At 36.1% G+C, this 22,680-nt stretch carries 15 protein-coding genes; 10 read left to right on the forward strand and 5 right to left on the reverse strand.

Annotation, left to right across the window (positions count from 1 at the left end):
• Nucleotides 1-77 precede the first annotated feature (77 nt).
• A complete protein-coding gene (locus ACY2RT_RS14805; protein WP_490156707.1) occupies nt 78-956 on the reverse strand; it encodes a lysophospholipid acyltransferase family protein in 879 nt (292 codons plus the stop codon).
• Nucleotides 957-1,022: 66 nt separating this feature from the next.
• On the opposite strand from ACY2RT_RS14805, the gene ACY2RT_RS14810 reads away from it, so the two are divergent.
• Together ACY2RT_RS14810 and ACY2RT_RS14815 are read left to right on the forward strand one after the other, a co-directional pair.
• Entirely contained in the window at nt 1,023-1,673 is a 651-nt protein-coding gene (locus ACY2RT_RS14810; protein ID WP_490156708.1) for a rhomboid family intramembrane serine protease, read from the forward strand.
• 11 nt (nt 1,674-1,684) lie between these two features.
• Nucleotides 1,685-2,368: an SIMPL domain-containing protein gene (locus ACY2RT_RS14815; protein ID WP_490156709.1), complete on the forward strand. Its 684-nt coding sequence runs from the start codon at nt 1,685-1,687 to the stop codon at nt 2,366-2,368.
• Here the strand turns inward: ACY2RT_RS14815 and ACY2RT_RS14820 are convergent, their stop codons facing one another.
• Complete coding sequence (locus tag ACY2RT_RS14820) at nt 2,369-3,481, reverse strand: redoxin domain-containing protein (RefSeq protein ID WP_490156710.1); 1,113 nt, start codon at nt 3,479-3,481, stop codon at nt 2,369-2,371.
• Nucleotides 3,482-3,610: 129 nt separating this feature from the next.
• Here ACY2RT_RS14820 and ACY2RT_RS14825 point away from each other — a divergent pair, with 129 nt between their 5' ends.
• A complete protein-coding gene (locus ACY2RT_RS14825) occupies nt 3,611-5,980 on the forward strand; it encodes a GAF domain-containing protein (protein ID WP_490156711.1) in 2,370 nt (789 codons plus the stop codon).
• Here the strand turns inward: ACY2RT_RS14825 and ACY2RT_RS14830 are convergent.
• Entirely contained in the window at nt 5,977-7,200 is a 1,224-nt protein-coding gene (locus ACY2RT_RS14830; protein ID WP_490156712.1) for a Pycsar system effector family protein, read from the reverse strand. The genes ACY2RT_RS14825 and ACY2RT_RS14830 overlap by 4 nt on opposite strands.
• A gap of 53 nt (nt 7,201-7,253) precedes the next feature.
• Between ACY2RT_RS14830 and ACY2RT_RS14835 the strand changes: the two genes are divergently transcribed.
• The 3 genes from ACY2RT_RS14835 to ACY2RT_RS14845 are packed head-to-tail and all read left to right on the forward strand — an operon-like array spanning nt 7,254 to nt 18,353.
• Nucleotides 7,254-10,937, forward strand: a complete 3,684-nt coding sequence (locus tag ACY2RT_RS14835; protein WP_490156713.1) for a BamA/TamA family outer membrane protein — start codon at nt 7,254-7,256, stop codon at nt 10,935-10,937.
• A gap of 4 nt (nt 10,938-10,941) precedes the next feature.
• A complete protein-coding gene (locus ACY2RT_RS14840) occupies nt 10,942-14,667 on the forward strand; it encodes a metallophosphoesterase (protein WP_490156714.1) in 3,726 nt (1,241 codons plus the stop codon).
• Nucleotides 14,668-14,684: 17 nt separating this feature from the next.
• Nucleotides 14,685-18,353, forward strand: a complete 3,669-nt coding sequence (locus ACY2RT_RS14845) for a phosphoesterase (protein WP_490156715.1) — start codon at nt 14,685-14,687, stop codon at nt 18,351-18,353.
• On the opposite strand, the gene ACY2RT_RS14850 is transcribed toward ACY2RT_RS14845, so the two are convergent.
• Entirely contained in the window at nt 18,343-19,206 is an 864-nt protein-coding gene (locus ACY2RT_RS14850) for a hypothetical protein (protein ID WP_490156716.1), read from the reverse strand. The two genes, ACY2RT_RS14845 and ACY2RT_RS14850, sit on opposite strands and share 11 nt — an antisense overlap.
• A gap of 45 nt (nt 19,207-19,251) precedes the next feature.
• Nucleotides 19,252-19,743, reverse strand: coding sequence for a Dps family protein (locus ACY2RT_RS14855; RefSeq protein ID WP_490156717.1), 492 nt, complete (start codon nt 19,741-19,743; stop codon nt 19,252-19,254).
• 207 nt (nt 19,744-19,950) lie between these two features.
• Between ACY2RT_RS14855 and cysQ the strand changes: the two genes are divergently transcribed.
• Genes cysQ through cysD form a run of 4 tightly spaced genes read left to right on the forward strand, consistent with a single transcriptional unit; the run spans nt 19,951 to nt 22,669 of the window.
• Nucleotides 19,951-20,742 (forward strand): 3'(2'),5'-bisphosphate nucleotidase CysQ, encoded by a 792-nt coding sequence (gene cysQ, locus ACY2RT_RS14860; RefSeq protein WP_490156718.1) that lies wholly within the window; start codon nt 19,951-19,953, stop codon nt 20,740-20,742.
• Complete coding sequence (locus ACY2RT_RS14865; protein WP_490156719.1) at nt 20,742-21,164, forward strand: DUF2061 domain-containing protein; 423 nt, start codon at nt 20,742-20,744, stop codon at nt 21,162-21,164. Before cysQ ends, ACY2RT_RS14865 begins: the two co-directional genes overlap by 1 nt.
• 7 nt (nt 21,165-21,171) lie before the next feature.
• Nucleotides 21,172-21,762 (forward strand): adenylyl-sulfate kinase, encoded by a 591-nt coding sequence (gene cysC, locus ACY2RT_RS14870; protein WP_490156720.1) that lies wholly within the window; start codon nt 21,172-21,174, stop codon nt 21,760-21,762.
• 1 nt (nt 21,763) lies between these two features.
• Entirely contained in the window at nt 21,764-22,669 is a 906-nt protein-coding gene (cysD, locus tag ACY2RT_RS14875) for a sulfate adenylyltransferase subunit CysD (protein ID WP_490156721.1), read from the forward strand.
• Nucleotides 22,670-22,680: the final 11 nt, after the last annotated feature.

The raw sequence follows: 22,680 nt of genomic DNA on the forward strand, positions 1-22,680 counted from the left end.
TTTTTCATTATTCTAAGATATTTGTTTTTAGTTAAATAGTCTTAAAATTTCTGTCCGAGTAAATGTAGTAACTCCAGCTATAATGTAGTGCTACGATGCTTCCAGCGCTTGTGGGACCATAGGTAGAATTGAGGCTTTTTTTTGATCTGCTTTTCAACTTCATCTAAGAACAGTCTTGTAATTTGATATTCTTTGAGGTCTGAAGGATTTTCAGCTAGCGGAACAAAAGTGGCTTTATAATAGCCTCGCTTTAGTTTTTCGGTTTTTAGGTACATAGTTGTAAAATCCAACTTTCTTGCTAATTCTTCCGTACCCGTAAATACCGGAACTTCAATTCCCATGAAAGTGTCACGATGTTTAAAAGCACCGGGTTTTGGAGTTTGGTCGGCAACAATAAGTGTCATGGTCTTTTTTCCTTCCTTATGTAGCCTGAATAATGTAGACACTATTTTTTTATTACTAATAATAGTTGGTCCAAACCGGCCTCTAATTTTTTTGACTAATCGGTCAAAATAAGGGTTGTCCAGTTTTTTGTAAACAGCAAATCCCTCGTATGGATTTTGATTGTTCAAAATTCCGCTCCATTCCCAATTTGCATAATGGCCACACAATAGTAAAATACTTCTTCCATTTTCATATTGGGATCTTACAAGCTCAAGATTTTCAAATACAAATCTTTTGGAAGCCTCTGCTTTAGAAATAGTGAGGCCCTTAATGGCTTCAAAAATGAAGTCGCAAAGATGCTTGTAGAATAGTTTTGCAATTTGTTTTCTTTCGGCTTCTGTCTTTTCAGGAAAAACCAGCCTTAGATTATCCAAAACCACTTTTTTTCTATACCTGATTATATAATATACCAAAAAATACAAACAAGTTGATTTTAAGTACAATATAGGCATTGGCAATACAGAGGTAAGCCAGAGAAAAGGATATAATAATATATAAAGTAGTCGCTGCATAGGTAAATTTACCGTAAAACTAACTAAATTTATTGCATTACAAACGTAGGTTCAAAATGATTATTTATGCAAAGCATTCATATTGCTACCCTGGTTATTATTTTAGCTAACATAGCTGTTTCCATAAAGGGTTTTAAAGATTTCTCTTTTTTCGAAAAATACAAGTTTAACATAGCCGGGATTCGTCGCGGTGAGCAAATACGAATGATATCTGCAGGTTTTTTGCATGTAGACTTCACTCATTTGCTTTTTAACATGCTAACGCTTTATTTTTTTGCGGACGTAGTGATTGGAGCAGTTGGAGTGGTTAAATTTGTATTGATTTATTTGGCTAGCTTACTGGTTGGTAATCTATTATCATTTTACTTTCATAAAGAAGAGTATCATTACAGTGCTGTAGGGGCGAGTGGTGCGGTGACAGGAGTTTTATATTCGGCTATACTGTTTTTTCCGGATATGGGACTATATTTGTTTTTCGTCCCTATTGCTATTCCGGCATGGATTTTTGGCCTTTTGTATTTATTATATTCCATTTATGGAATGAGAAGCCGTATGGGTAATATTGGCCATGATGCACACTTTGGAGGTGCAATAGCCGGTTATGTATTAACCATCGCATTTGTACCTGCTTTGTTAGAGACCAGTTTATGGATTGTCGTTGTTTTGGCAGTTCCCATTCTATTATTATTTGTATTACACAAACTTGGAAAAATTTAAAATATATTATTATGAAAAAGAGAAGCACATTATTAGTAGTATTATTAACAACGTTATTTATGACAGCTCAAACACAATCATTACCTACTGTAGATGTTACGGGAAAAGGGATTGTACGTGTAGTCCCGGATGAAGTGACTATTACTGTACGTATTGAAAATACAGGAACGAATGCAAAAGAAGTCAAGCAGGAAAACGACCGGATTGTCAATGAGGTGCTTTCTTTTGTAAAGCGCATGAAGATTAAAGACAAAGACGTAAGTACACAGTACATTAGGCTTAGTAAGAACTATGAATACAATACAAAGACTTATAACTATGCAGCCAATCAGTCTATTGCCATAAAACTTCGGGAGTTAAAAAAATATGAAGAACTTATGAATGGGTTATTGGAAAGTGGTATTAATAGGATTGACGGAATTTCATTTTCAGCTTCCAATAAAGAGGAATTAGAATCTGAGGCCCGGAAAAAAGCAGTTGCCAACGCAAAAACAAAAGCTGAGGAATACGCTGGAGTTTTAGATCAAATTATTGGAAAAGCAATTTCCATTAGCGAATACAGAGCAAGCAATACTCCATCACCTATGTATAGAACAATGGCTATGGAGAGTCAGGCTTCTGCAGGCCAACAAACTATAGCTGCCGGCGAAATGGAAATTGTTGTAACCGTAAATATTAGCTTTTTACTGAACTGATTACTGACCTAACAGAGAAGCGATTTTTGCCTGTAAAGCATTTCCTCGCAAGTTTTTATCAATAATGTTTCCCTCTTCATCAAGTAAGAAGGTAGCCGGGATCGAGCGGACATTATACATTTTGGCTATTGGGTCATTCCAGAATTTCAGGTTAGAAACATGGTGCCAATCCATTTTATCATCTTTAATAGCTTTAAGCCATCTGTCCTTTTGGTTTTCTTTATCCAAAGAAACACTAATGATATTTAAGCCTTTATCATGGTATTGATTGTATACTTTTACCACATTCGGATTCTCTATTCTACAAGGTCTGCACCATGAGGCCCAAAAATCTATTATCGTATATTTTCCCAATACATCATTTAATGCAAGCATCTCTCCTGAAGGAGTAGGGGCAGAAAAATCCGGAGCTTTAGATCCAACATCCGCTTTTTTTGCATTAGCAACGGTTGTTTTAAGATTATTTGTGATTTGTGATGCAGCTATTTTTGGCGAGAGTGTATTTACAAAATCATTTGCATCTGCCGCAGTAATTTCTTTTCTTGAAAGCATTTCAGACATTAACATTACTGAAAATATAGAGTTATTATTGTCTGTAGCAAATTGTTTTTTATAATTAGACTCCTCTTGAATAAGCATCATGTTCTCTTTTTGAATATCATTTGCCAATAGGTTGTCCTGTTCATTTCTAGCTTGCTGATAACGTTGCACAATGTCCTGCTTTCGTTTGCCAAAAGATCTTATTTTTTCCGAAAAAACTTTATATGATTCATTTTGAGGGCTTCCAGAAAAGTATGATGAAACTAGGCTATCTTTATAAATTGTAGCCTTTATATCTTCGTTTTCAAGAAAGAAGATATGATTTACTTTATTATCGCCAACTTTTAGATAATGTAAAGCGATCTCATCACTCTTAGGGTAGCTGGTCATAAACTTTCCAGCGGTTATAGTAAGTGTATCTATTACTTCCGGTTGATTTCTTTCAACTTTATAGATATATACGGGAGTTCCATCGTCAAAACCCGCGGCAGTACCTTCAAATGTAAATGTATTGGAATCTTTTTCACATGAAAACAAAGAAATTGTAAGAAATACAGCTATTAATCGTCTCATAGTTATAGTATAATTTCGAACAAAAATAGTTACATTTTTTTCTGAAAAAAAATACAAGCCTCAAATTATTGTTAATATTCAATAATCTACAGCAATATTGCTTAATTTTATTGTACTAATTGATTTAAAATGAAAACTGAGAGTAATGACTTTCCATTATTGATAAAGATTAGCTTTTCAAAATTATTTGAAAAATATGAAGCTAACCTTACTTCTGAAAGCGAACTTGTTAGGCAACGCGCTCAGCGTGTGTTGGATATAGCAAAAAAACATCCTAAGCTTTCTGAAGGATTTTTAAATGAAAAGCAAGTGATCAAGCATCAGGCAGAAATAGATTTGGTATTGGAAGATTTGTTTTCTACAGTATTGCAGGACAATGAAATAAAGATTGCATCGATTCCGTATCAATATTTTATCATTAAATCGTCACAGCGGTATAAGAACATAGTTGCAACTGCCGGAGAGGATTACCAATTACAGCTTACGGATTTTGATAGTGACCAGGCATATATCATGGGTTGTGCCATGATCCTAAATATGTATTATGGTTATAAAGTAGATTTTAGAAGGCCTTTTTACTACAACATACCTGATAAACAAGGTATTATGAGATACTATAAGATGTTGTATAATGGTGACTTTATACATATTGAAAAGACAAAGAACTCTATTGAAATTACCCCTGAAGATGTTGCGGAACTAATTGAAAACTTTGATAACATTGCTTTGTGGAAAGAGAAATTCCCACCACATAGCTGGCTCTTTAAAGGGTTTGTAATTGCGAATATGTACGATGCCACTACAGATGTAGCCCTTTCTAATTTTAAAGCGAATTTATTAAAGGATGATGCAAAGAATGAAGATTTTGTTGAAGAGTTTCAGTCCATCATAAGAGCCATTTTTAATTTACCTGAATTAAAAGTAGGATATACCCTTTTTAACGATGAAGATGAACAGCTAGAACAATTACCTTATTTGGCCAATGCAGAAAGCTATATTTTGAATGGAAAAAATAACGCATCCTGTGGCACTGCACTTTGTGACCATTCAATGGATTCTTTGTTTAAAAAAAATGAGTTTTATTGTATTTCTGATGTTAAGAAATACCATAAACTATACCCGGATAACATACTTTACAAAACATTGGACCGGCAAAAGGTACAAAGTGCTATCATGACCTCACTTGTATTGGATGGTAAGGTTCAGGGTATTATGGAGATTGTTTCTCCTAACAAACAAGAGCTAAATACCATTAATGCTAATAAGTTGCATGATATTATGCCTTATTTGATCGACTCTGTAAGGCGATCCAAAGAAAAAGAAGAAAATGAGATTGAGTTGCTAATCCAGAGCGAATGTACTTCTATTCACCCAAGTGTTCACTGGAAATTCAGAAAAGAAGCAAAACGCGTTATCAAGGAGCATTTAGTTGGAAACCAAGTAGCTTTTAAAGAGGTGGTTTTTGACAATGTATATCCGTTATATGGGCAAATAGATATTAAAGGATCTTCTGAAGCCAGAAATGTGGCAACTCAAAAGGACCTGATATTGCAATTGAAACATGTTCAGAAAATAGTGAAGAGAATTTATGAATTGGAATCACTACCAATTTATGAGCAAATTGACTACAGGATAAATAGTTACCTGGAAGATGTAGATGAGCATTTGCAAGTAGATAGTGAACGCTCTGTTTTACGTTTTTTACGTACAGAAATCCTCCCTTTATACTCGCATTTAAAAGGAAAGAGTCCTGCACTCAAAGAGCTAATAGACGAGTATTATGAAATAATAGATGAAGACAAAGGTTTTATTTATCAGCACCGTAAGGACTATGATGAATCTGTGATGCTGATCAATAAAAAAATGGCTGCTATTTTAGATAAAAAACAAATAGACGCACAATTGATGTACCCTCACTACTTTGAACGTTTTAAGACAGATGGGGTAGAGCATAATCTTTATATTGGAGAATCGATCACAAAAAATAACAGTTTCCATAAAATATATCTGTACAATTTAAGACTATGGCAGTTACAGGTTATGTGTGAAATGGAAAACAGTTTCTATAAACTGAAAGAACAACTCCCGATTCCTCTCAATGCAGCTTCAATGATTTTAGCTTTCAATACATCGCTCTCCTTGCGTTTTAGAATGGATGAAAAGCGTTTTGATGTAGATGGAACTTATAATGCACGTTATGAAGTCATAAAGAAGCGTGTGGATAAAGCCAATATAAAGGGGACGAACAAACGAATTACCCAGCCGGGGAAAATCACTATTGTATATTCTCAAAACGAAGATGAAAAAGAATACCTGAAATATATTGCTTTCCTACAGTCCAAAAAGCAATTGGTTGATGACCTGGAAGTAGTGGAAGTGGAGGATCTACAAGGCGTTACCGGACTTAAAGCGATTCAGGTGAGTGTATTGTATTCAAAAAAGAAAGACAACACCAAAGAGTACTATACCTATGAAGATTTAATTAATCAGCTTACCTAAGCAGTTGGGTCTACAAGCTGTTTTACCTCTTCAACCGAAATGTCTGCAACATTGAACGAGATTCCAAATGCCACTATGGAAATTATGGTTCCAAGTACAAAGAAGGTATAAGTTAGACGCAATATCCTATACTTTCGATCCAGTACTTTTCCTAAAAAATACAAATCTTTTGTTAAGGAAGAATAGATATAATCCCGATCTTTTAGTAACTCGTTAATAGCCCATTGATATTGAGACAGTTCCATCTTGTGAAAATTTCCAAAAAAGGTTAGGTTTACCTTCTTATTAATTACATCTTCTTTGGTAAATTCTCCACGGGTTACATTAGGCCTCGTTGCAAAAACGGCCAACACCATAGTAACAGCACTCGAGATCACAAAAATAGCAGTAGGCCATATTAAGTATGGGTTGGTATCGAATTTAGAAAATAAGTTACCTATGGTAACCGAAATGATAATTGCATTAACCGAGAGCAAGATGTTAGCTTTCGTATCCGCAATGTCACTGAGCTTTATATGATTTCGCAGCGCAGTTCTGTAAAATGTTTGTATGCCTCTGTCTGGACTTGCGTCCTTATACTTCATTTTTAATTGTGCCTTGAGATCCTCATTCTTGAGCTTTTTCTTATCCTTTTTTCTGCTTTTAATAAGTTTGGCAAGGTTGTCCTCTTTTTGTTTTTGCCAGTTTTTTAGAGCATAATCGCTATAAAATTGATGTTTTTCAATTAGGACTCTTATATTCTCATTTCTCCACTCTCTTGGAGAATAGTTCTTTATATTTTGAGATTTATACTCCTGACGTAAAAACTCACTAGCTTCATGGAAATATTCTTTCCCGAAATGAGATGAATCAGCATCGCGAATGATCTCTTCCAGTTTTCCATCTGGCGTACCTTTAAATTTTGTTGCCATGATACATTTTTCTACTCCGTCAATAATATCCTGCTCAACACCTTGAGATTCCAGAAATTCTTTGGCGATTTTTACACTTTCCTCTTCATGGCCATCTCGTTTAACAATATAACCGGTATCGTGTAGCAATGCTGTAAGCCTTAGTATGGTTGCATCTTTGTCATCGATTTCTGAATCTTCAATAATTTCATTTATACTTTTATAAACTCGCTTTGAGTGCGTATAATTATGATAAACAAAGGTATTTGGGAGCTTTTCTTTGAATAAATTTATAATAAAATTATCTGTATCCTCAATTATATTACTCATAAAGTATTAATTTAATGGTCCAAATTACTAAAATTTTTTCTAGGACAATTCTTATGAACAAAATTAACAACATAATAATTTTTACATACACATTCTTATTTTTTGGGTGCGCTACCTATCAACCAAAATTTAAAGCGGAAAAGGCTTCTCATGATGTTATAAATGAAGAAAAAAAGGTAGATAGAACATTTTACCTGATAGGAGATGCCGGATATAGTGTTAGGTCCGAAAATAATATCGGCCTGAATTCTTTTCAGCAATACCTTCAAAAAAATAATAGTGCCAAGAATGACTATATTTTGTTTTTAGGTAATAGTTTTGATCCGGCAGGAATCCAGTCTGAAACCGTTGTAGCTGTTAAAAACCTTCAGCCACAGTTGAATGCTATAGAAGGCTTTAAAGGAAAAGTAATTGTACTTCCGGGGAATCTTGACTGGAAGGCTGGTGTTGATGGTTTGGAAACAGAAGAGGATCTTTTAAAAGATAAAATTAAAGGGAAGGACATATTACAACCTAATAACGGTTGTCCGATGGAAAGTATTGAGATAGGAGATAATATTCAGCTGATCTTGGTCGATACACAATGGTATATAGAAAACTGGGACGACCACCCAAAAATGAATGACAAATGTGAGATCAAAACACGTTCAAAATTGTTTGTGGAAATAGAAGGAGAGCTTAAGAAGGCAAAAGAAAAAATAATTGTATTTGCAATGCACCACCCTTTACTTACCAATGGGAAACACGGTGGCAAGTATCCCGCTAAAGATCAACTACTGCCAATTCCCGGGCTTGGAACTTTACTTACCCAAATACGCAGCCAGGGTGCTATTTCAAAACAGGACAGATATAATGAACGCTATGATGATTTTATGAAGAGGCTCCAGGTAATGGCAAAAGACCACGATCAACTCGTCTTTGTTTCGGGCCATGATCATTCGCTTCAATACATAGAAGATTACAATACCAAGCAAATTGTTTCAGGTTCAGGAGGAAATGCTACTGCAGCATCTTTAGGGCAATATGGAGAGTTTAGCTATGGAGGAGAAGGATTTGCAGTTTTAAAGTTATATGAGGACAGCTCTTTGGCTGTACAGTTTTATAAAGCTGAAGAAAATGGCGGTGCTACATTACTTTTTCAGAAAGAAATAATTAAAGCTCCGAAAAAATATGATACTTCTTCCTTGCCAGACAGTTTTTCCGAAACGGTGAAAGCATCTGTATATGAGGATGAACGTGTAGAAAAAACAGGATTGTATAAAACCGTTTGGGGAGATCACTACCGCAAGATATACGGAACCAATGTTACAGCAAAAGTGGCACTTTTAGATACCCTTTATGGGGGGCTCAAAGTGATTAGGGCAGGAGGAGGGCACCAAACACGCTCTCTGCGTTTACAGGATAAAGATGGTAAAGATTACAACATGCGCGCACTTAAGAAAAGCGCAGTGCAGTTTTTACAGACAGTTATTTTAAAGGACAAAGAGGTTGAGGAAGATTTTAAGAATACAATTCCTGAAGACCTTATTTTAGATTTTTATACTGCTGCTCATCCATATGGTGCATTTACCGTCCCAAAACTTTCAGAAGCAGCCAATGTATTTCATACCAATCCGAAACTATTTTATGTGCCTAAGCAAAAGGCACTTGGTCAATATAATACCGAATATGGCAACGAATTGTATATGATTGTGGAGCGCCCTGATAAACCTTATGATGGAGCAATATTCAATTTTGCCGATGATATAGAAAGTACGGACGATCTGTTAGATAAAATTCGCAGCGATGAAGAGAATGTAGTTGATGAAAAAGCATACATTCGGGCAAGAGTGTTCGATATGCTTTTAGGCGATTGGGACCGCCACAGTGATCAATGGCGATGGGCTGAGTTCAAAGATCGCAAAGGCAAAGACGTTTTTGTACCGATTCCACGTGACCGGGACCAGGTCTATGCCAATTTTGATGGAGGCTTACTGGATGTAGTGAGAGGTTTGTTTAGTGTCTCAAGACAGTTTCAGGTGTATGATGCCGAGTTGAAACATACGAAATGGTTCAATGCTGCCGGAATCAAATTAGACAGAGCCTTGATTGAAAATGCAGGAAGAGAAGAATGGTTGGCACAAGCAGAATTCCTTCGGAAGAGTATAACAGACAAAGTAATTGAAGAAGCTTTTGGGGACCTCCCTGAAGAAGCCAAAGATGCTACTGCTATGGAGATAAAGGAAAAACTGAAAGGGCGTAGAGATAATATTGTAAAGATCGCAGGAGAATATTTTGACTACTTTTCACAATTGCAGATAGTAACCGGAACCGATAAGGATGATTACTTTGAGATCACCCGCCTTCCGGATGGTAAAACAAGTATTAAGGCTTTCAGAATAAAGGACGGTAATAAAGCTGATGTTTTGGTTGATAGAACCTTTGATCGAAAAGAAACCTGTGAGATCTGGGTCTACGGCCTGGATGATGAAGATATCTTTGAAGTAAAAGAAAATGGAGATAATCCTATCTTCATTCGCATTATCGGAGGACAGAACAACGATATCTATAAAATTGAGAATGGACGTAAGATAAAAGTGTATGACCATAAGTCTAAAAAGAATACTATCGAAGAAAAGGGAGGTGCGACATTCAGGTTGACAGATAATTATAATTTCAATACCTACGATTATCAAAAACAGATACAGTCCACTAATCTGTTATTGCCATCTATTGGTTCTAATCCCGATGATGGTTTTAAAGCAGGAATTAGTTACGTTTACACTGTTAATGGTTTTCAACGTAATCCTTTTGCGAGCCAGCACAGGTTTGCAGCCGGTTATTATGTAAAAACACAAAGTTTTGATATTAGCTACGAAGGTGAATTCGCAAATATTTTTGGAAATTATAACTTTGTGATTGGAGGCCATTTTGAGAATCCGAATTATTCTAAAAATTTCTTTGGCTTCGGAAATGAAACCACGAACGCCGAAGATGCTGATCCGGACAACTTTGATGAAGAATACAACCAGGTACGTATAGGTGGTTACGGAGGACACTTTGGAGTTCAAAAAGATTCTCCATATGGGAGTTTTTATAAGTTTATTGCTAAATTTGAAGGCTTTGAAGTGGAAAATACCCCCGGTAGATTTATAACTATGTTTCCGCCAACTTCCTTGGGTGAAACCAAATTCTTTGCAAGTATGGACGGTACCTATGCCTACGAAAGTTATGACAACAGGGTGAACCCAACACGGGGAATGAAGTTTGAGCTTAATACCGGTGGGACGCTCAATGTTGAAGAAACAGATAATTCCTTCGTATATGTAAATCCGTATTTGAACTTTTACAATGCACTATCCGCCAACAGGAAGCTAGTCTTAAAAACTATTGTACAGGCACAGATGCGATTGGGTGATGGCTTCGAATTTTATCAGGCAGCTCAATTAGGAGGTGATAATGGATTGCGAGGGTATAGAGACGAACGATTTACGGGACGTAATTCTTTAGTTGGACAGGCAGACCTTAGATATAGTTTTAATAAATTTAGAACTGGACTAACTCCCATTCAGTTTGGAATTTTTGGTGGTTATGATGTAGGTAGAGTCTGGGTTAAAAATGATAGTTCTAATGTTTGGCATACTGATTATGGAGGCGGATTATGGGTAAATGCAGCCGATGTGTTAAGTGGAACTTTAAATTTATTTACTTCTGAAGAAGGGTTACGATTTACCTTCGGTATATCAGTATCAATGTAGGCTTATGTTAAACAAAGTAGTATTTATTATAGTAGCAATTATTCTATTAGGATCCTGTGCAGCTTATGAACCACAATATCGTGAGCCTGAAATACAAGCTATATTTCCTTTGGAAAAGAAAGTAGAAAAAACATTCTATTTGGTTGGAGATGCCGGAAAATCACCCATGGGAGGAATGAGCGATGCGCTTACAACTTTACAGAATTTACTTAAGGAGAAGGAAACCAAAGGAGATTATGTTATTTATCTGGGTGATAATATATATCCCGATGGAATGCCTCCCAAAGAAGATCTGAAGCGAAAATATGCCGAAAACCATATTGATGCTCAATTAAAAGCACTGAGCTCATTTGAAGGCGAAATTATCTTCATACCCGGAAACCATGATTGGTATAATGGAGGCCTTAAAGGATTGCAACGAGAAGCAGAGTACCTTAAAGAAATATCCGGCAATGACCTTATGAAGCCCTCCGGAGGTTGTCCTTTGGAGAGTATTTCGGTTTCGGAAGATATTCAAATGATCATTATAGATTCGCAGTGGTATCTGGAAGATTGGAATAAGGATCCTAATACCAATAAGCATTGTGAGATTAAGACCCGCGAAAAGTTTTTTATAGAAATTGAAATTGAACTCAAAAAACATCAAAATAAGACTATTCTTTTTGCAATGCATCACCCCATGTTTACTTATGGTACTCACGGAGGGCATTATGCACTTGAGAAACATCTATATCCATTACAGAAAAAGATACCTATGCCTGGTTTGGCCTCACTCGTAGCGCAAATAAGATCACAAGGAGGTGTTTCTGTTCAGGACAGGTACAACGAATTGTATAATAAACTTATGACCAGACTGGCATCCATCGCGAAAAATAGTGATAGATTGGTGTTTGCTTCCGGACACGAACATACGATGCATCATATTGAAAATGAAGGTCTTATTCAAATTCAGACCGGAAACGGGGCAAAATCCAGTTTTGCAGATCTGGGTCGTTTTGGTGAGTTTAGCTACGGTGGACAAGGATTTGCCGTAATGGATGTTTTTGAAGATGGTTCGTCTTGGGTTCGATATTATGGAGTAGGAGAAAATTACTCTCCAAAATTGCTTTTTCAGAAAGAAATGATTCCATCACCTATTTCTTATGACGTTAAAAGTTTACCGGAAATTCCTTTTAGTGAAAAAACCAGGAAAGTGGCCATCTACAAGCAAGATTCCATTAACGAAGCTCTTTTCTTTAAAACAACTTGGGGTAGAAAATATAAAGACGTTTACGGAAGGGAAGTTGATGTAAATATTGGTAGGCTGGATTCTATTTTTGGAGGCTTATACGTGATAGGAGAACGAAGTAATTCAAATTATAGAACCTTAATTTTAAAAGACAGGATTGGAAATGAATACCGAATGAGAGCCCTTAAAAAGAATGCCTTAGATTTTATTGGAAGAACAGAACCTGCCATTGACCCTCAAGAAGCGGAAGCCACCAGAAATATAGAAGTGAAAAAAACAGTTACTTTACCTGAATCCTTTGATAACGATTTTTATACCGCCACACATCCCTATGCACAAATGGCTATTCCTGCCTTGGCTGATGCTATTGGTATCTTCAGTACGGATCCTAAGCTATTTTATATTCCTAAGCAGAAAAGACTGGGAAACTATAATGAAAGTTTTGGAGACGATTTGTATTTTATATCCATTCAGCCTAATGAAGAAAGTGAAGGACAGTATACTTTCGAATATCCGGACGACATTGAAACTACAGACGATATTCTAATAAAATTGCGCAGACGTGGTGATATTTCCATAGATGAAGAAAATTATATAAAATCCAGATTATTTGATATGCTTATTGGCGACTGGGATCGTGAAAGTGACCATTGGCGTTGGGCTGAATATTATAATAGAGATAGTTTGAATGTCTTTGTACCCATACCCAGAGATAGAGATGATGCCTTTTCCAGCTTTGAAGGAAGTATTTTAGATGTTACAAAATCTATTCTTGGAAGTAATAACCAAAAGCACATTTATGGAGAAGATCTGAACGACCTGCAGTTTTTTAATAAAGAAGGGATCATATTGGATAGAGCACTGGTTGAAAGATCGGGAAGGACTCAATGGAAGTTGTTGGCTCAGGAAATTCAGAAATCTTTAACTGATTCGTTAATTGATTCAGCCTTTAAAATAATTCCTGAAGAAGTACAGGAAGAAACATTGAGTGATATAATTAAATTATTAAAGGCGCGCCGTGAAAATTTAGTAACTATAGCCGATAATTACTATACGTATTTAGCAACGCAGCAAACCATTGAGGGTAGCAATTTTAACGATGTGTTTGAAATTACAAGGTTGCCAAATGGAGACACCAATGTTAAAATGTATGCAAATTATAAAGATGAAACTTCCAAAGCAGTAATCGACAGAAATTTCCATAAAAGAGATACCGATGAGATCTGGATCTATGGTTTGGACGGTAAAGATACCTTCGAGATCAAAGGAGAAGGCGATGACTTAATTTTTGTGCGTATGATAGGCGGACAGGGAATAGACACTTACAAAATGATAAATGGTAAGAAAGCTAAAGTCTATGATCATGAAACCAATGAGAATATTGTTGAGGTTAAAAATGGGGGGAATGTTCGTTTTACAGATGTCTACAACCTAAATGTCTATGACTATAGAAAACAGATCAACAGGCAGAACTCATATGCGGCCCTATTGGGTTATAATCCCGATGACGGTATTTCAGCAGGGCTTCAGTATACATACCAGATAAACAGTTTTCAGAGAAACCCGTTTTCGCAAAAACATACGGCCAGAGGCGACTTTTACTTTGATACTTCAAGTTTTGATGTAGAGTATACGGGAGAATTTGCCAATATTCAAAATGATAAGAATTTAAGTATTGGAGTTTATTTCACCAGCCCTAATTATGTTGTGAATTATTTTGGTTACGGGAATGAAACTGTCAATCCGGAAGCAGACAAGAGTATTGACTTTAACAGGGTCGAACTCCAAACAATAACAGCACAGGTAGGCCTGGTAAGAAACTCAAATTTTGGTAGCTTTTTCAGACTGCAAACCAGGTTTAACGCAATTACACTCCATACTATGATCCCAACCTCCTCTTCTCCAAATGCTAGTTTTGTGCTGAATGAAACTGACTATTATGGAACACTGGAAGGAATTTATAATTATCGTAGTTATGATAACCCATTGAACCCTGCAAAGGGAATGATGTTTGATCTTAGTCTTGGTGCGACCGATAATTTACAAGACCTGGACAGATTATACGGTTTCTTAAAAACCCGCCTTGGGTTTTACAACGCTCTTACCAAAAATAATAAGCTTGTTTTAAAAACCAATATTCAAGCAGCGTTTAATTTTGATAATAATTTTGAGTTCTACCAAGGGGTGAAACTAGGCGGAAGTAACGGACTGCGTGGGTACAGAGAAGATCGGTTTACAGGAAAATCGGCTTTAGTGGGGAGCGCAGATATACGTTATAGTTTTAAGGAACTGAAAATAGAATTGGTTCCATTACAAATTGGAATATATGCCGGTACCGATCTCGGTAAGGTATGGATTCCGGGGCAAGTTTCAGATAAGTGGCACAATTCTGTAGGCGGCGGCCTTTGGGTTGATGGCTCGGGAGGCTTAAACGGAACTTTTAAAGCCTTTCATTCAACGGAGGGTACAAGATACACATTTGGATTTGGCCTATCATTTTAATACATAATAACATTTACATGAGATTATTTCCATATTTTGTTTTGGTATGTTTTATTCTAATGCTGGGTTCCTGTGCTTCTTCAGGGACTATTGTAAAAAATGAAGACACTGCGGTCGATTTTCCTGATAATACTTCAGAGCCAACAAATTTTTATGTGGTAGGTGCCGCATCCCGAAATTCGGCTCAACCGGTTCTAAATAAGGTTCGGAAGGCTATTAATAATGAAAGTACAACCAAAACACACGTTCTTTTTATAGGTGATAACATCAATGAAAAAAAGGAAGCTGCAGTTAAAGAAGATCTGGACAGGTATATTGAAATAATAAAAAAGACAAATACCACTCCCTATTTTATTCCCGGAAATTACGATTGGGGATTTGATGATACCGATGGTTTGGAAGTCATAGAAGATTATCTGGAAAAAGAGCTTGGTAAAGACAATGTTTTAACGCCAAATAATGGTTGTCCTTTGGAGAGTATTGAAATATCCGAAGATATTCAACTTGTTACAGTAGACAGTCAGTGGTATTTACAAGATTGGGATAAGCATCCCGGAATGAATGATAAATGTGAGATTAAGACTCGCAAGAAGCTTTTATTGGAAATAGAAGGAGAACTCAAGAAACATGCTAATAAACTTGTTTTATTCGCTATACATCATCCACTCTATACTAACGGATTCCATGGTGGACGGTTTTCGACACGGGACTATCTCTTTCCATTTCAAGGGAACATACCTTTGCCCGGGCTAGGCGCCCTGGTTACCCAAATTCGTTCTCAGGGTGCGCCATCCATACAAGACCGATTCAATATAAAATATAAAGAACTGGTTGACGAGCTATTACTAATGCTGAATGAAGAACAAAAGCGAATCCTTATAATTTCAGGACATGAGCAAAACTTACAATATATTGAACAGGGAGCGATCAAACAGTTGATCTCTGGAGCTGCTTCTGAAACAAAACCTGCAGGAATTAGTGATAACGGATTGTTTTCCCATGGAGGAAAAGGGTATGCGAAAGTTACAGTTTTTGACAACGGAAGTGTTTGGGTCTCTTTTTATGGAGTAGATGAGAAGAATAATGAAGCACTTTTGTTTCAGAAGGAGGTTTATACTGAAAAAAAGGAACCGGACCTTTCACATTTACCTACTGCTTTTCCTAAAACTGTAAAGGCTTCGGTATACAATTTGGAAGCAATAGATAAATCAGATTTTTTTAAATCGTTCTGGGGAAATCACTATCGCAAGGTTTATAGTACTATGGTGGAAGCCAATGTAGCCGTACTTGATACTTTGTACGGAGGATTGGAAGTAGTACGTCCCGGTGGAGGTCATCAAACCAAATCCCTGCGTTTGGTTACAAAGAATGGAAAAGAATATAATATGCGGGCGCTGAAGAAGAGCGCCACCCAGTTTTTGGAAACAACAGCTTTTAAAGGAATTGACGGGGAAAAGTACTTTTCGGGTACGGTTACTGAAGACCTTATTTCAGACTTCTATACCGCTGCACATCCATATGCTGCATTTGCAATCCCCAGGATAGCAAGGCCTGCACAGGTATATTATACGACACCGGAATTGTTCTATGTGCCCCAACAAAGATCCTTGGGAAAATACAATGAAGAATATGGTGACCAATTGTATATGATCGTTGAGAAACCTACCGAAGAATATACCAGCAAGAAGAACTTTGGGTATCCGGATGATATTGAAAGCACAGATGATGTTCTGCAAAGATTACGAGAAGATGAAGATTATATTATGGATGAAGAGGCTTATATTAGAGCACGAATCTTTGATATGCTTATAGGTGACTGGGACAGGCATAGTGATCAATGGCGGTGGGCGGTTTTTGAAAATGAAAGAGGTAAAACAGTTTTTGTACCAATCCCCAGAGATAGAGATCAGGTATTCGCAAACTTTGACGGCAGCTTTTTGAATTTATTGCGTAGTATTACAGGAGGAGTCAATCAATTTGGAGTTTATGGGGATGATATCATCGATGTAAAATGGTTTAATAAGGCCGGGTCAAAATTAGATAGGGCTTTAATACAGCGAAGTGATAAAAGTGTCTGGATAGCGCAAGCGAAATTTCTACAAAAAGCAATTGATAAAAGCACACTCGATGAAGCTTTTGCTTCCTTGCCAAAGGAAGTACAGGATAGTACAATTACACAAATAAAGGAACATTTTATAAACCGAAAAGCGAATTTGGTCGACATAGTGGATCGTTATTATAAAGAGTTTATTGTGTTTCAGATGCTAACCGGGACCGATAAAGACGATTACTTTGAAATTACCAGGCTTGCTTTAGGAAAAACAAGAATTGTAGCTTACCGTATTAAAGACGGCGAAAAAGGAGAAGTGCTTTTTGACAGAGTTTTCAATAGTTCAGAAACAGAAGAAGTCTGGCTGTACGGTTTGGACGATAAAGATATATTTGAAGTGAAAGGGAAGGGTGATCATCCGGTACTTATACGAATAATTGGAGGGCAAGAGAAGGATACTTACAAAATAGAACAAGGAAGGAAAGTTAAGGTATATGACCAAAAATCAAAAAAAAATAATATAGAAAAAAGAGGAGGTGCTATGTTTAGGTTCACCAACTTTTATGAAGCAAATTTGTATGATTATCAGAAGAAAAGGAGTAAAGGAGGAGGAATTGGTTTGTTCTTGGGCTACAATCCGGATGATGGCTTAAATACATCTGCATATTACGAAAAAACGGTTAACGATTTTATTACTAATCCTTACGGAAGGCGCTTCCTGTTAACATTTCAATATCAGTTCCTGACTCAGGGTTTAGATGCTCAATTTGAAAAGGCCTATGCTGCGGCCTTTCGGAAGTTTAATTTGATACTGAGCGGACGCTTTACTTCCAAAAATTATACTCAGAATTTTTTTGGCTTCGGAAACGAAACTCCTTATGAAGATGACAAAAATGCATTCGATTTTAACCGGGTGAACCTGAGTTTTTGTAATGGTGCTGTGGGATTAGAACGGACATCGGATTACGGAAGTTTTTTTCAGCTGAAGTTAGAACTTCAAACTACAGAGCTTATTGAAAATGGTGTGAATTTTTTCAATAATGTTGCACCTAATTTTTTTGGTACTCGAACGTATTTCGGAATTCCATCGGCAACATATCAATATAAAAACTTTAATGATAAAAGTTTTCCAACCAGAGGGATGCTCTTTTCTGTAAAAGGGGGGGCAATCGATAATTTTAAAACTAGCAACCTTAGTGGGTTTTTAAATTCTGAACTGATTTTTTATAATCCTTTGTTTAGTAATAACCGATTGATATTAAAGACTGCTGCAAGTACCCACCTTATAGTAGGTGATCAACCTGAATTTTATCAAAGTGCACGATTAGGTGGATCTACCGGTTTACGAGGGTATAGGAATCAACGATTTACAGGGCGACATAGCCTTTTGGGAAGTGCGGATATTTCATATAGCTTTCAGAAGTTAAAGACCTTCTTATTTCCATTAGATATCAATGTGTATGGCGGATACGACCTGGGAAGAGTATGGATTCAAAACGATACCTCCGAAATTTGGCATTCATCCTATGGGGGCGGACTATCATTTAAATGGACCGATGCCATTTTGGGAGGCTTCAGTATATTTAGTAGTACCGAAGGGACTCGTATAGCAGGGAGTTTCGGAATTAGTTTTTAAGAGTTAGTTCATATAGATTTCCTCCTTCAATTCCGTTGCGTTCGTCTGCAATATAAAGGCTTTTAGAATTCTTAAAACTTATACTCTCTTTTTGAGAGCGATGGTTTAATTTGATCTCCTTTACATCGCCCTTAAAGAAATTATCATTATTATAATTACTTAATATAAATACTTTATTATAGGTAAGTAGTGCAATAGCCCCTGTTTTGTAGTCGATCGCTGCAGAAGTTACATCACAATCCTTCGCATCTTTACATGTTTTAAATGTGTCAATTAATTTTGCTTCAAAATTTCCTTCCTGCGCCGGGACTTTATAAAGTTTGGTAGTTCCGTCAAATTCAGAGCTTCTATTTCTTGTAAATAAATAGAAATAATCATTTAAGTAAACAAATGCCTCCACATCGTAATTTCTTTCTTTCTTTTTAGGTGGAAACTTTGTTTGGTCTTCATAATAAAAATTCGTCTTGGTTGTCAAAATGGCTTCATTCCCTGTTCCAAGCAGATTTTTAACGGTGTATATAGTTAGATCCTTTCGTTTATTACCATTATTTCCAAAATCACCAATGAATAAATTTCCACTTTCATCTGAGGCAAGGTCCTCCCAATCCCTATTAGTGGCATTACTCAATTCAATTACGGTATCGAAGCTTTCAGTATTACTATTAAATCCGAAAACGGTTGATGAGTTCCCGGAATCATCTACCATCCATATAAGATCACTACCTGGAATTATTTCTATTCCACTTACTTCCTTCATTGCATTGGGAAGCGATGCTATTATATTAAGCTTGCCAAAATCCTGGCAACTGGCTGTAAAAGTTGAAACTAAAAATAAAAGAAAAAGATTTTTCATGAATAAAAGGCTTACCTGTTAGTAGGTTTTGGTTTTGTATAAGAATTATGCTTTAGGGAGTGTGTCATTGGTTTTCATAGTCCAGGCATCCAACATCCAACTCACTTTTTCTAAGTGCGCAATGTACGATCCAATTAAGTCAATAGTTCCTTCATCACCGGCATCATTAGCACTCTCGATCACTTTTCGCATTTGCGAAATAATTTTTGAATGATCCTCTACCAGTATTTTTACCATCTCCATATCATTTATATCCGAAGAAGACTCCTCAAGGTTCGATAGATTTAGATAGTCTGAATAATTACTTGCCGGTTGAAAGCGTAGCGTTAAAATACGTTCGGCAATTTCATCAATTTTGATTTTTGCATCTTCATATAATTCTTCGAATTTGATATGCAGGTCGAAGAAATTCTTGCCTATAATATTCCAGTGAAAGTTTCTGAGCTTTTGATAATATAGATGATAATCTGCCAGTAAAACAGTAAGCTCTTTAACTGTTTTTGCTATCTTTTTTTCATCGAGGTTTAAATAACTCATTTTTACTATTTTTTTTGATTTTAACAAATTTACGACTAAACAAATGGCTTACCAATTTTTAAATTTTGTTTAGCCTTTTTTTAACTTAATAAAACTGCTTTTTCAATTTTTTTTAGTATTTGAGGTGTTAGCAATTCTAAAGCATTAAAACCTTTTGTATTCTCCTATTTATTGTACCTTTGGACTTTTAAACTTCTTCCCAAATAAATGAAACAAGACCTAACTATTGCAATTAAAGCCGCTTTGGATGCTGGCAAAGAAATCTTAAAAATATACGCTACAGATTTCGATGTAGAGATCAAAGGTGACACTTCTCCATTAACAAAAGCAGATAAATATGCTAATAAGGTAATTGTATCGTATTTAGAAAAAACACCATACCCAATTATAAGTGAAGAGAGTAAGAATGTTTTATATACTGAGCGAAAAAACTGGGAGAGTTGTTGGATCGTTGATCCGCTTGACGGGACTAAGGAATTTATAAAACGCAATGGAGAATTTACAGTAAACATTGCATTGGTTATAAACGGAGATCCTGTATTGGGAGTTATATATGTTCCTGTATCCAAAACATTGTATTTTACTGCAAGTGATACCTCGACCTCTTACAAAATCGTTTTAGAATCTGAAGATGTTTCTACTGCTGAAATTTTTAATAATGCTTCGGAAATAGTTCCAGCTTCAACAATTGAACCACCTGTAAAAATAGTAGGTAGTCGTTCACATTTAAATGATGATACCAAAGATTTTATTTCAGAAATTGAAAAGAAAAATGATGTGGAAATAGTTTCAAAAGGGAGTTCTCTTAAATTTTGCCTGGTAGCAGAAGGGGAAGCACATATATATCCGCGTTATGCTCCTACAATGGAATGGGATACGGCTGCCGGTCAGGCAATTTGTCAAGCAGTAGGCGTTAGAGTTATTGATAATACAACGCAAGAGTCATTACGTTACAATAAAGAAAATTTACTTAACAATTATTTTTTAGTAAAAAAATAGTGAAAGACTCATCGTATAAAAGACACTTAGCAAAAACTATAACTTGGAGAATAGTAGGTACAACAGACACTATTATTTTGTCGTGGTTAATTACTGGTGATCCTCTTATTGGCCTCCAAATTGGTTTTGCAGAGGTAGTTACGAAGATGATACTGTATTTTTTTCACGAGAGAATATGGTTTAAAATAAATCTTTCAAAGAATGGCAGAGTGTTGGAAAGTAGAAAGAGACACTTTGCAAAAACAGTTACGTGGCGTGGACTTGGAACACTTGATACCATGTTAATTTCCTGGATTATTTCAGGAAATCCTTTTACCGGGCTTAAAATTGGTTTTGCAGAACTTATTACTAAAATGTTTTTGTATTATATTCACGAAAGAGTTTGGTACAGAATGGATTATGGATTAAAAAAACGGCATTAAGAAAGGCATGAAGAATATCATTCCACATCAATTTAGTATAACAAAGGAGCAGCGTAATAAGCTGAAAAACCACAGTGGTTTTCTATTGTGGTTCACCGGATTATCGGGTTCTGGGAAGTCTACTATAGCGAATGCTGTTGAAAAAGCATTGTTTGATAAAGGAATTCATAGCTACACCTTAGACGGTGATAATGTTCGTAAAGGATTGAATAATAATTTATCTTTTTCTCCTGAAGATCGTACTGAGAATATTCGCCGTATTGCTGAAGTTGCCAACTTAATGGTTGATGCAGGATTGGTTGTTTTAGCAGCATTTGTTTCTCCTTATGCTCGGGATAGAAAGAACATTAAACAAATTGTTGGCCATTCAAACTATATTGAGGTGTTTGTAAATACACCTATTGAAGAATGTGAACGTAGGGACGTAAAGGGGTTGTATGCAAAAGCCCGTGCAGGAGAAATAAAAAATTTTACAGGAGTCAATGCTCCATATGAAGTGCCTGTTGCTCCCGATATTGAAATTGATACTACAAAAAATTCGGTAGAAGAATCTGCTGCTATAATTTTAAACACTATTGAAAACAAATTAACATTATAAAATGAGTAAGTATTACTTAAATTATCTGGATGAATTAGAGTCTGAAGCCATTTTTATTCTTCGGGAAGTCTGGGCACAATTTCAAAACCCTGTTATACTTTTTTCTGGAGGAAAAGACTCAATTTTGGTTACTCACTTGGCTAAAAAGGCTTTTTACCCTTCAAAAATTCCTTTTCCCTTAATGCATGTGGATACAGGGCATAATTTCCCTGAGACAATTCAATTTAGAGACGATCTTATTGAGGAGTTGAATGTACAACTTATTGTAGGTTCTGTGCAGGAATCTATTGACCAGGGAAGAGTAGCTGAAGAAAAAGGAAAGAATGCAACACGTAACGCCTTGCAAATTACCACCTTATTAGATGCTATAGAAGCCAATAAAGTTGATTGTGCAATTGGCGGGGGAAGACGTGATGAAGAAAAAGCACGAGCTAAAGAACGTTTCTTTTCACATAGAGATGATTTTGGACAATGGGACCCTAAAAATCAACGCCCGGAATTATGGAATATATTGAACGGAAAACATTTTGAGGGCGAGCATTTTAGAGCTTTCCCTATTAGCAATTGGACAGAAATGGACGTTTGGAATTATATACTCCGGGAGAATATTAAGATTCCGTCTTTGTATTTTGCTCATGAAAGAGAGGTCGTTTGGAGAAGCAATTCATGGATTCCTGTTTCTAACCATTTAAGGTTAGATGAAGGAGAAGAAGTTCACACAAAAAAGATTCGTTTCAGAACATTAGGAGATATTACTATTACCGGTGGAATTGAATCTGATGCCGATACACTCGAAAAAATTGTAGCCGAAGTGGCTTCTATGAAACAAACGGAGCGTGGCAATAGAAGTGACGACAAACGCAGTGAAACTGCAATGGAAGATAGAAAACGACAAGGATATTTTTAAAACTTTCTGAA

It is taken from the genome of Ulvibacter sp. 2210JD10-4 (assembly GCF_058148525.1).

Bases quoted from the DNA above. Each gene is read 5' to 3' on its own strand.
- ACY2RT_RS14820 (WP_490156710.1), bottom strand. From the start codon at position 3,481: ATGAGACGATTAATAGCTGTATTTCTTACAATTTCTTTGTTTTCATGT.
- ACY2RT_RS14810 (WP_490156708.1), top strand. From the start codon at position 1,023: ATGCAAAGCATTCATATTGCTACCCTGGTTATTATTTTAGCTAACATA.
- ACY2RT_RS14805 (WP_490156707.1), bottom strand. From the start codon at position 956: ATGCAGCGACTACTTTATATATTATTATATCCTTTTCTCTGGCTTACC.
- ACY2RT_RS14845 (WP_490156715.1), top strand. From the start codon at position 14,685: ATGAGATTATTTCCATATTTTGTTTTGGTATGTTTTATTCTAATGCTG.
- ACY2RT_RS14835 (WP_490156713.1), top strand. From the start codon at position 7,254: ATGAACAAAATTAACAACATAATAATTTTTACATACACATTCTTATTT.
- ACY2RT_RS14815 (WP_490156709.1), top strand. From the start codon at position 1,685: ATGAAAAAGAGAAGCACATTATTAGTAGTATTATTAACAACGTTATTT.
- ACY2RT_RS14850 (WP_490156716.1), bottom strand. From the start codon at position 19,206: ATGAAAAATCTTTTTCTTTTATTTTTAGTTTCAACTTTTACAGCCAGT.
- ACY2RT_RS14855 (WP_490156717.1), bottom strand. From the start codon at position 19,743: ATGAGTTATTTAAACCTCGATGAAAAAAAGATAGCAAAAACAGTTAAA.
- cysQ (WP_490156718.1), top strand. From the start codon at position 19,951: ATGAAACAAGACCTAACTATTGCAATTAAAGCCGCTTTGGATGCTGGC.
- ACY2RT_RS14830 (WP_490156712.1), bottom strand. From the start codon at position 7,200: ATGAGTAATATAATTGAGGATACAGATAATTTTATTATAAATTTATTC.
- ACY2RT_RS14840 (WP_490156714.1), top strand. From the start codon at position 10,942: ATGTTAAACAAAGTAGTATTTATTATAGTAGCAATTATTCTATTAGGA.
- cysD (WP_490156721.1), top strand. From the start codon at position 21,764: ATGAGTAAGTATTACTTAAATTATCTGGATGAATTAGAGTCTGAAGCC.
- ACY2RT_RS14825 (WP_490156711.1), top strand. From the start codon at position 3,611: ATGAAAACTGAGAGTAATGACTTTCCATTATTGATAAAGATTAGCTTT.
- cysC (WP_490156720.1), top strand. From the start codon at position 21,172: ATGAAGAATATCATTCCACATCAATTTAGTATAACAAAGGAGCAGCGT.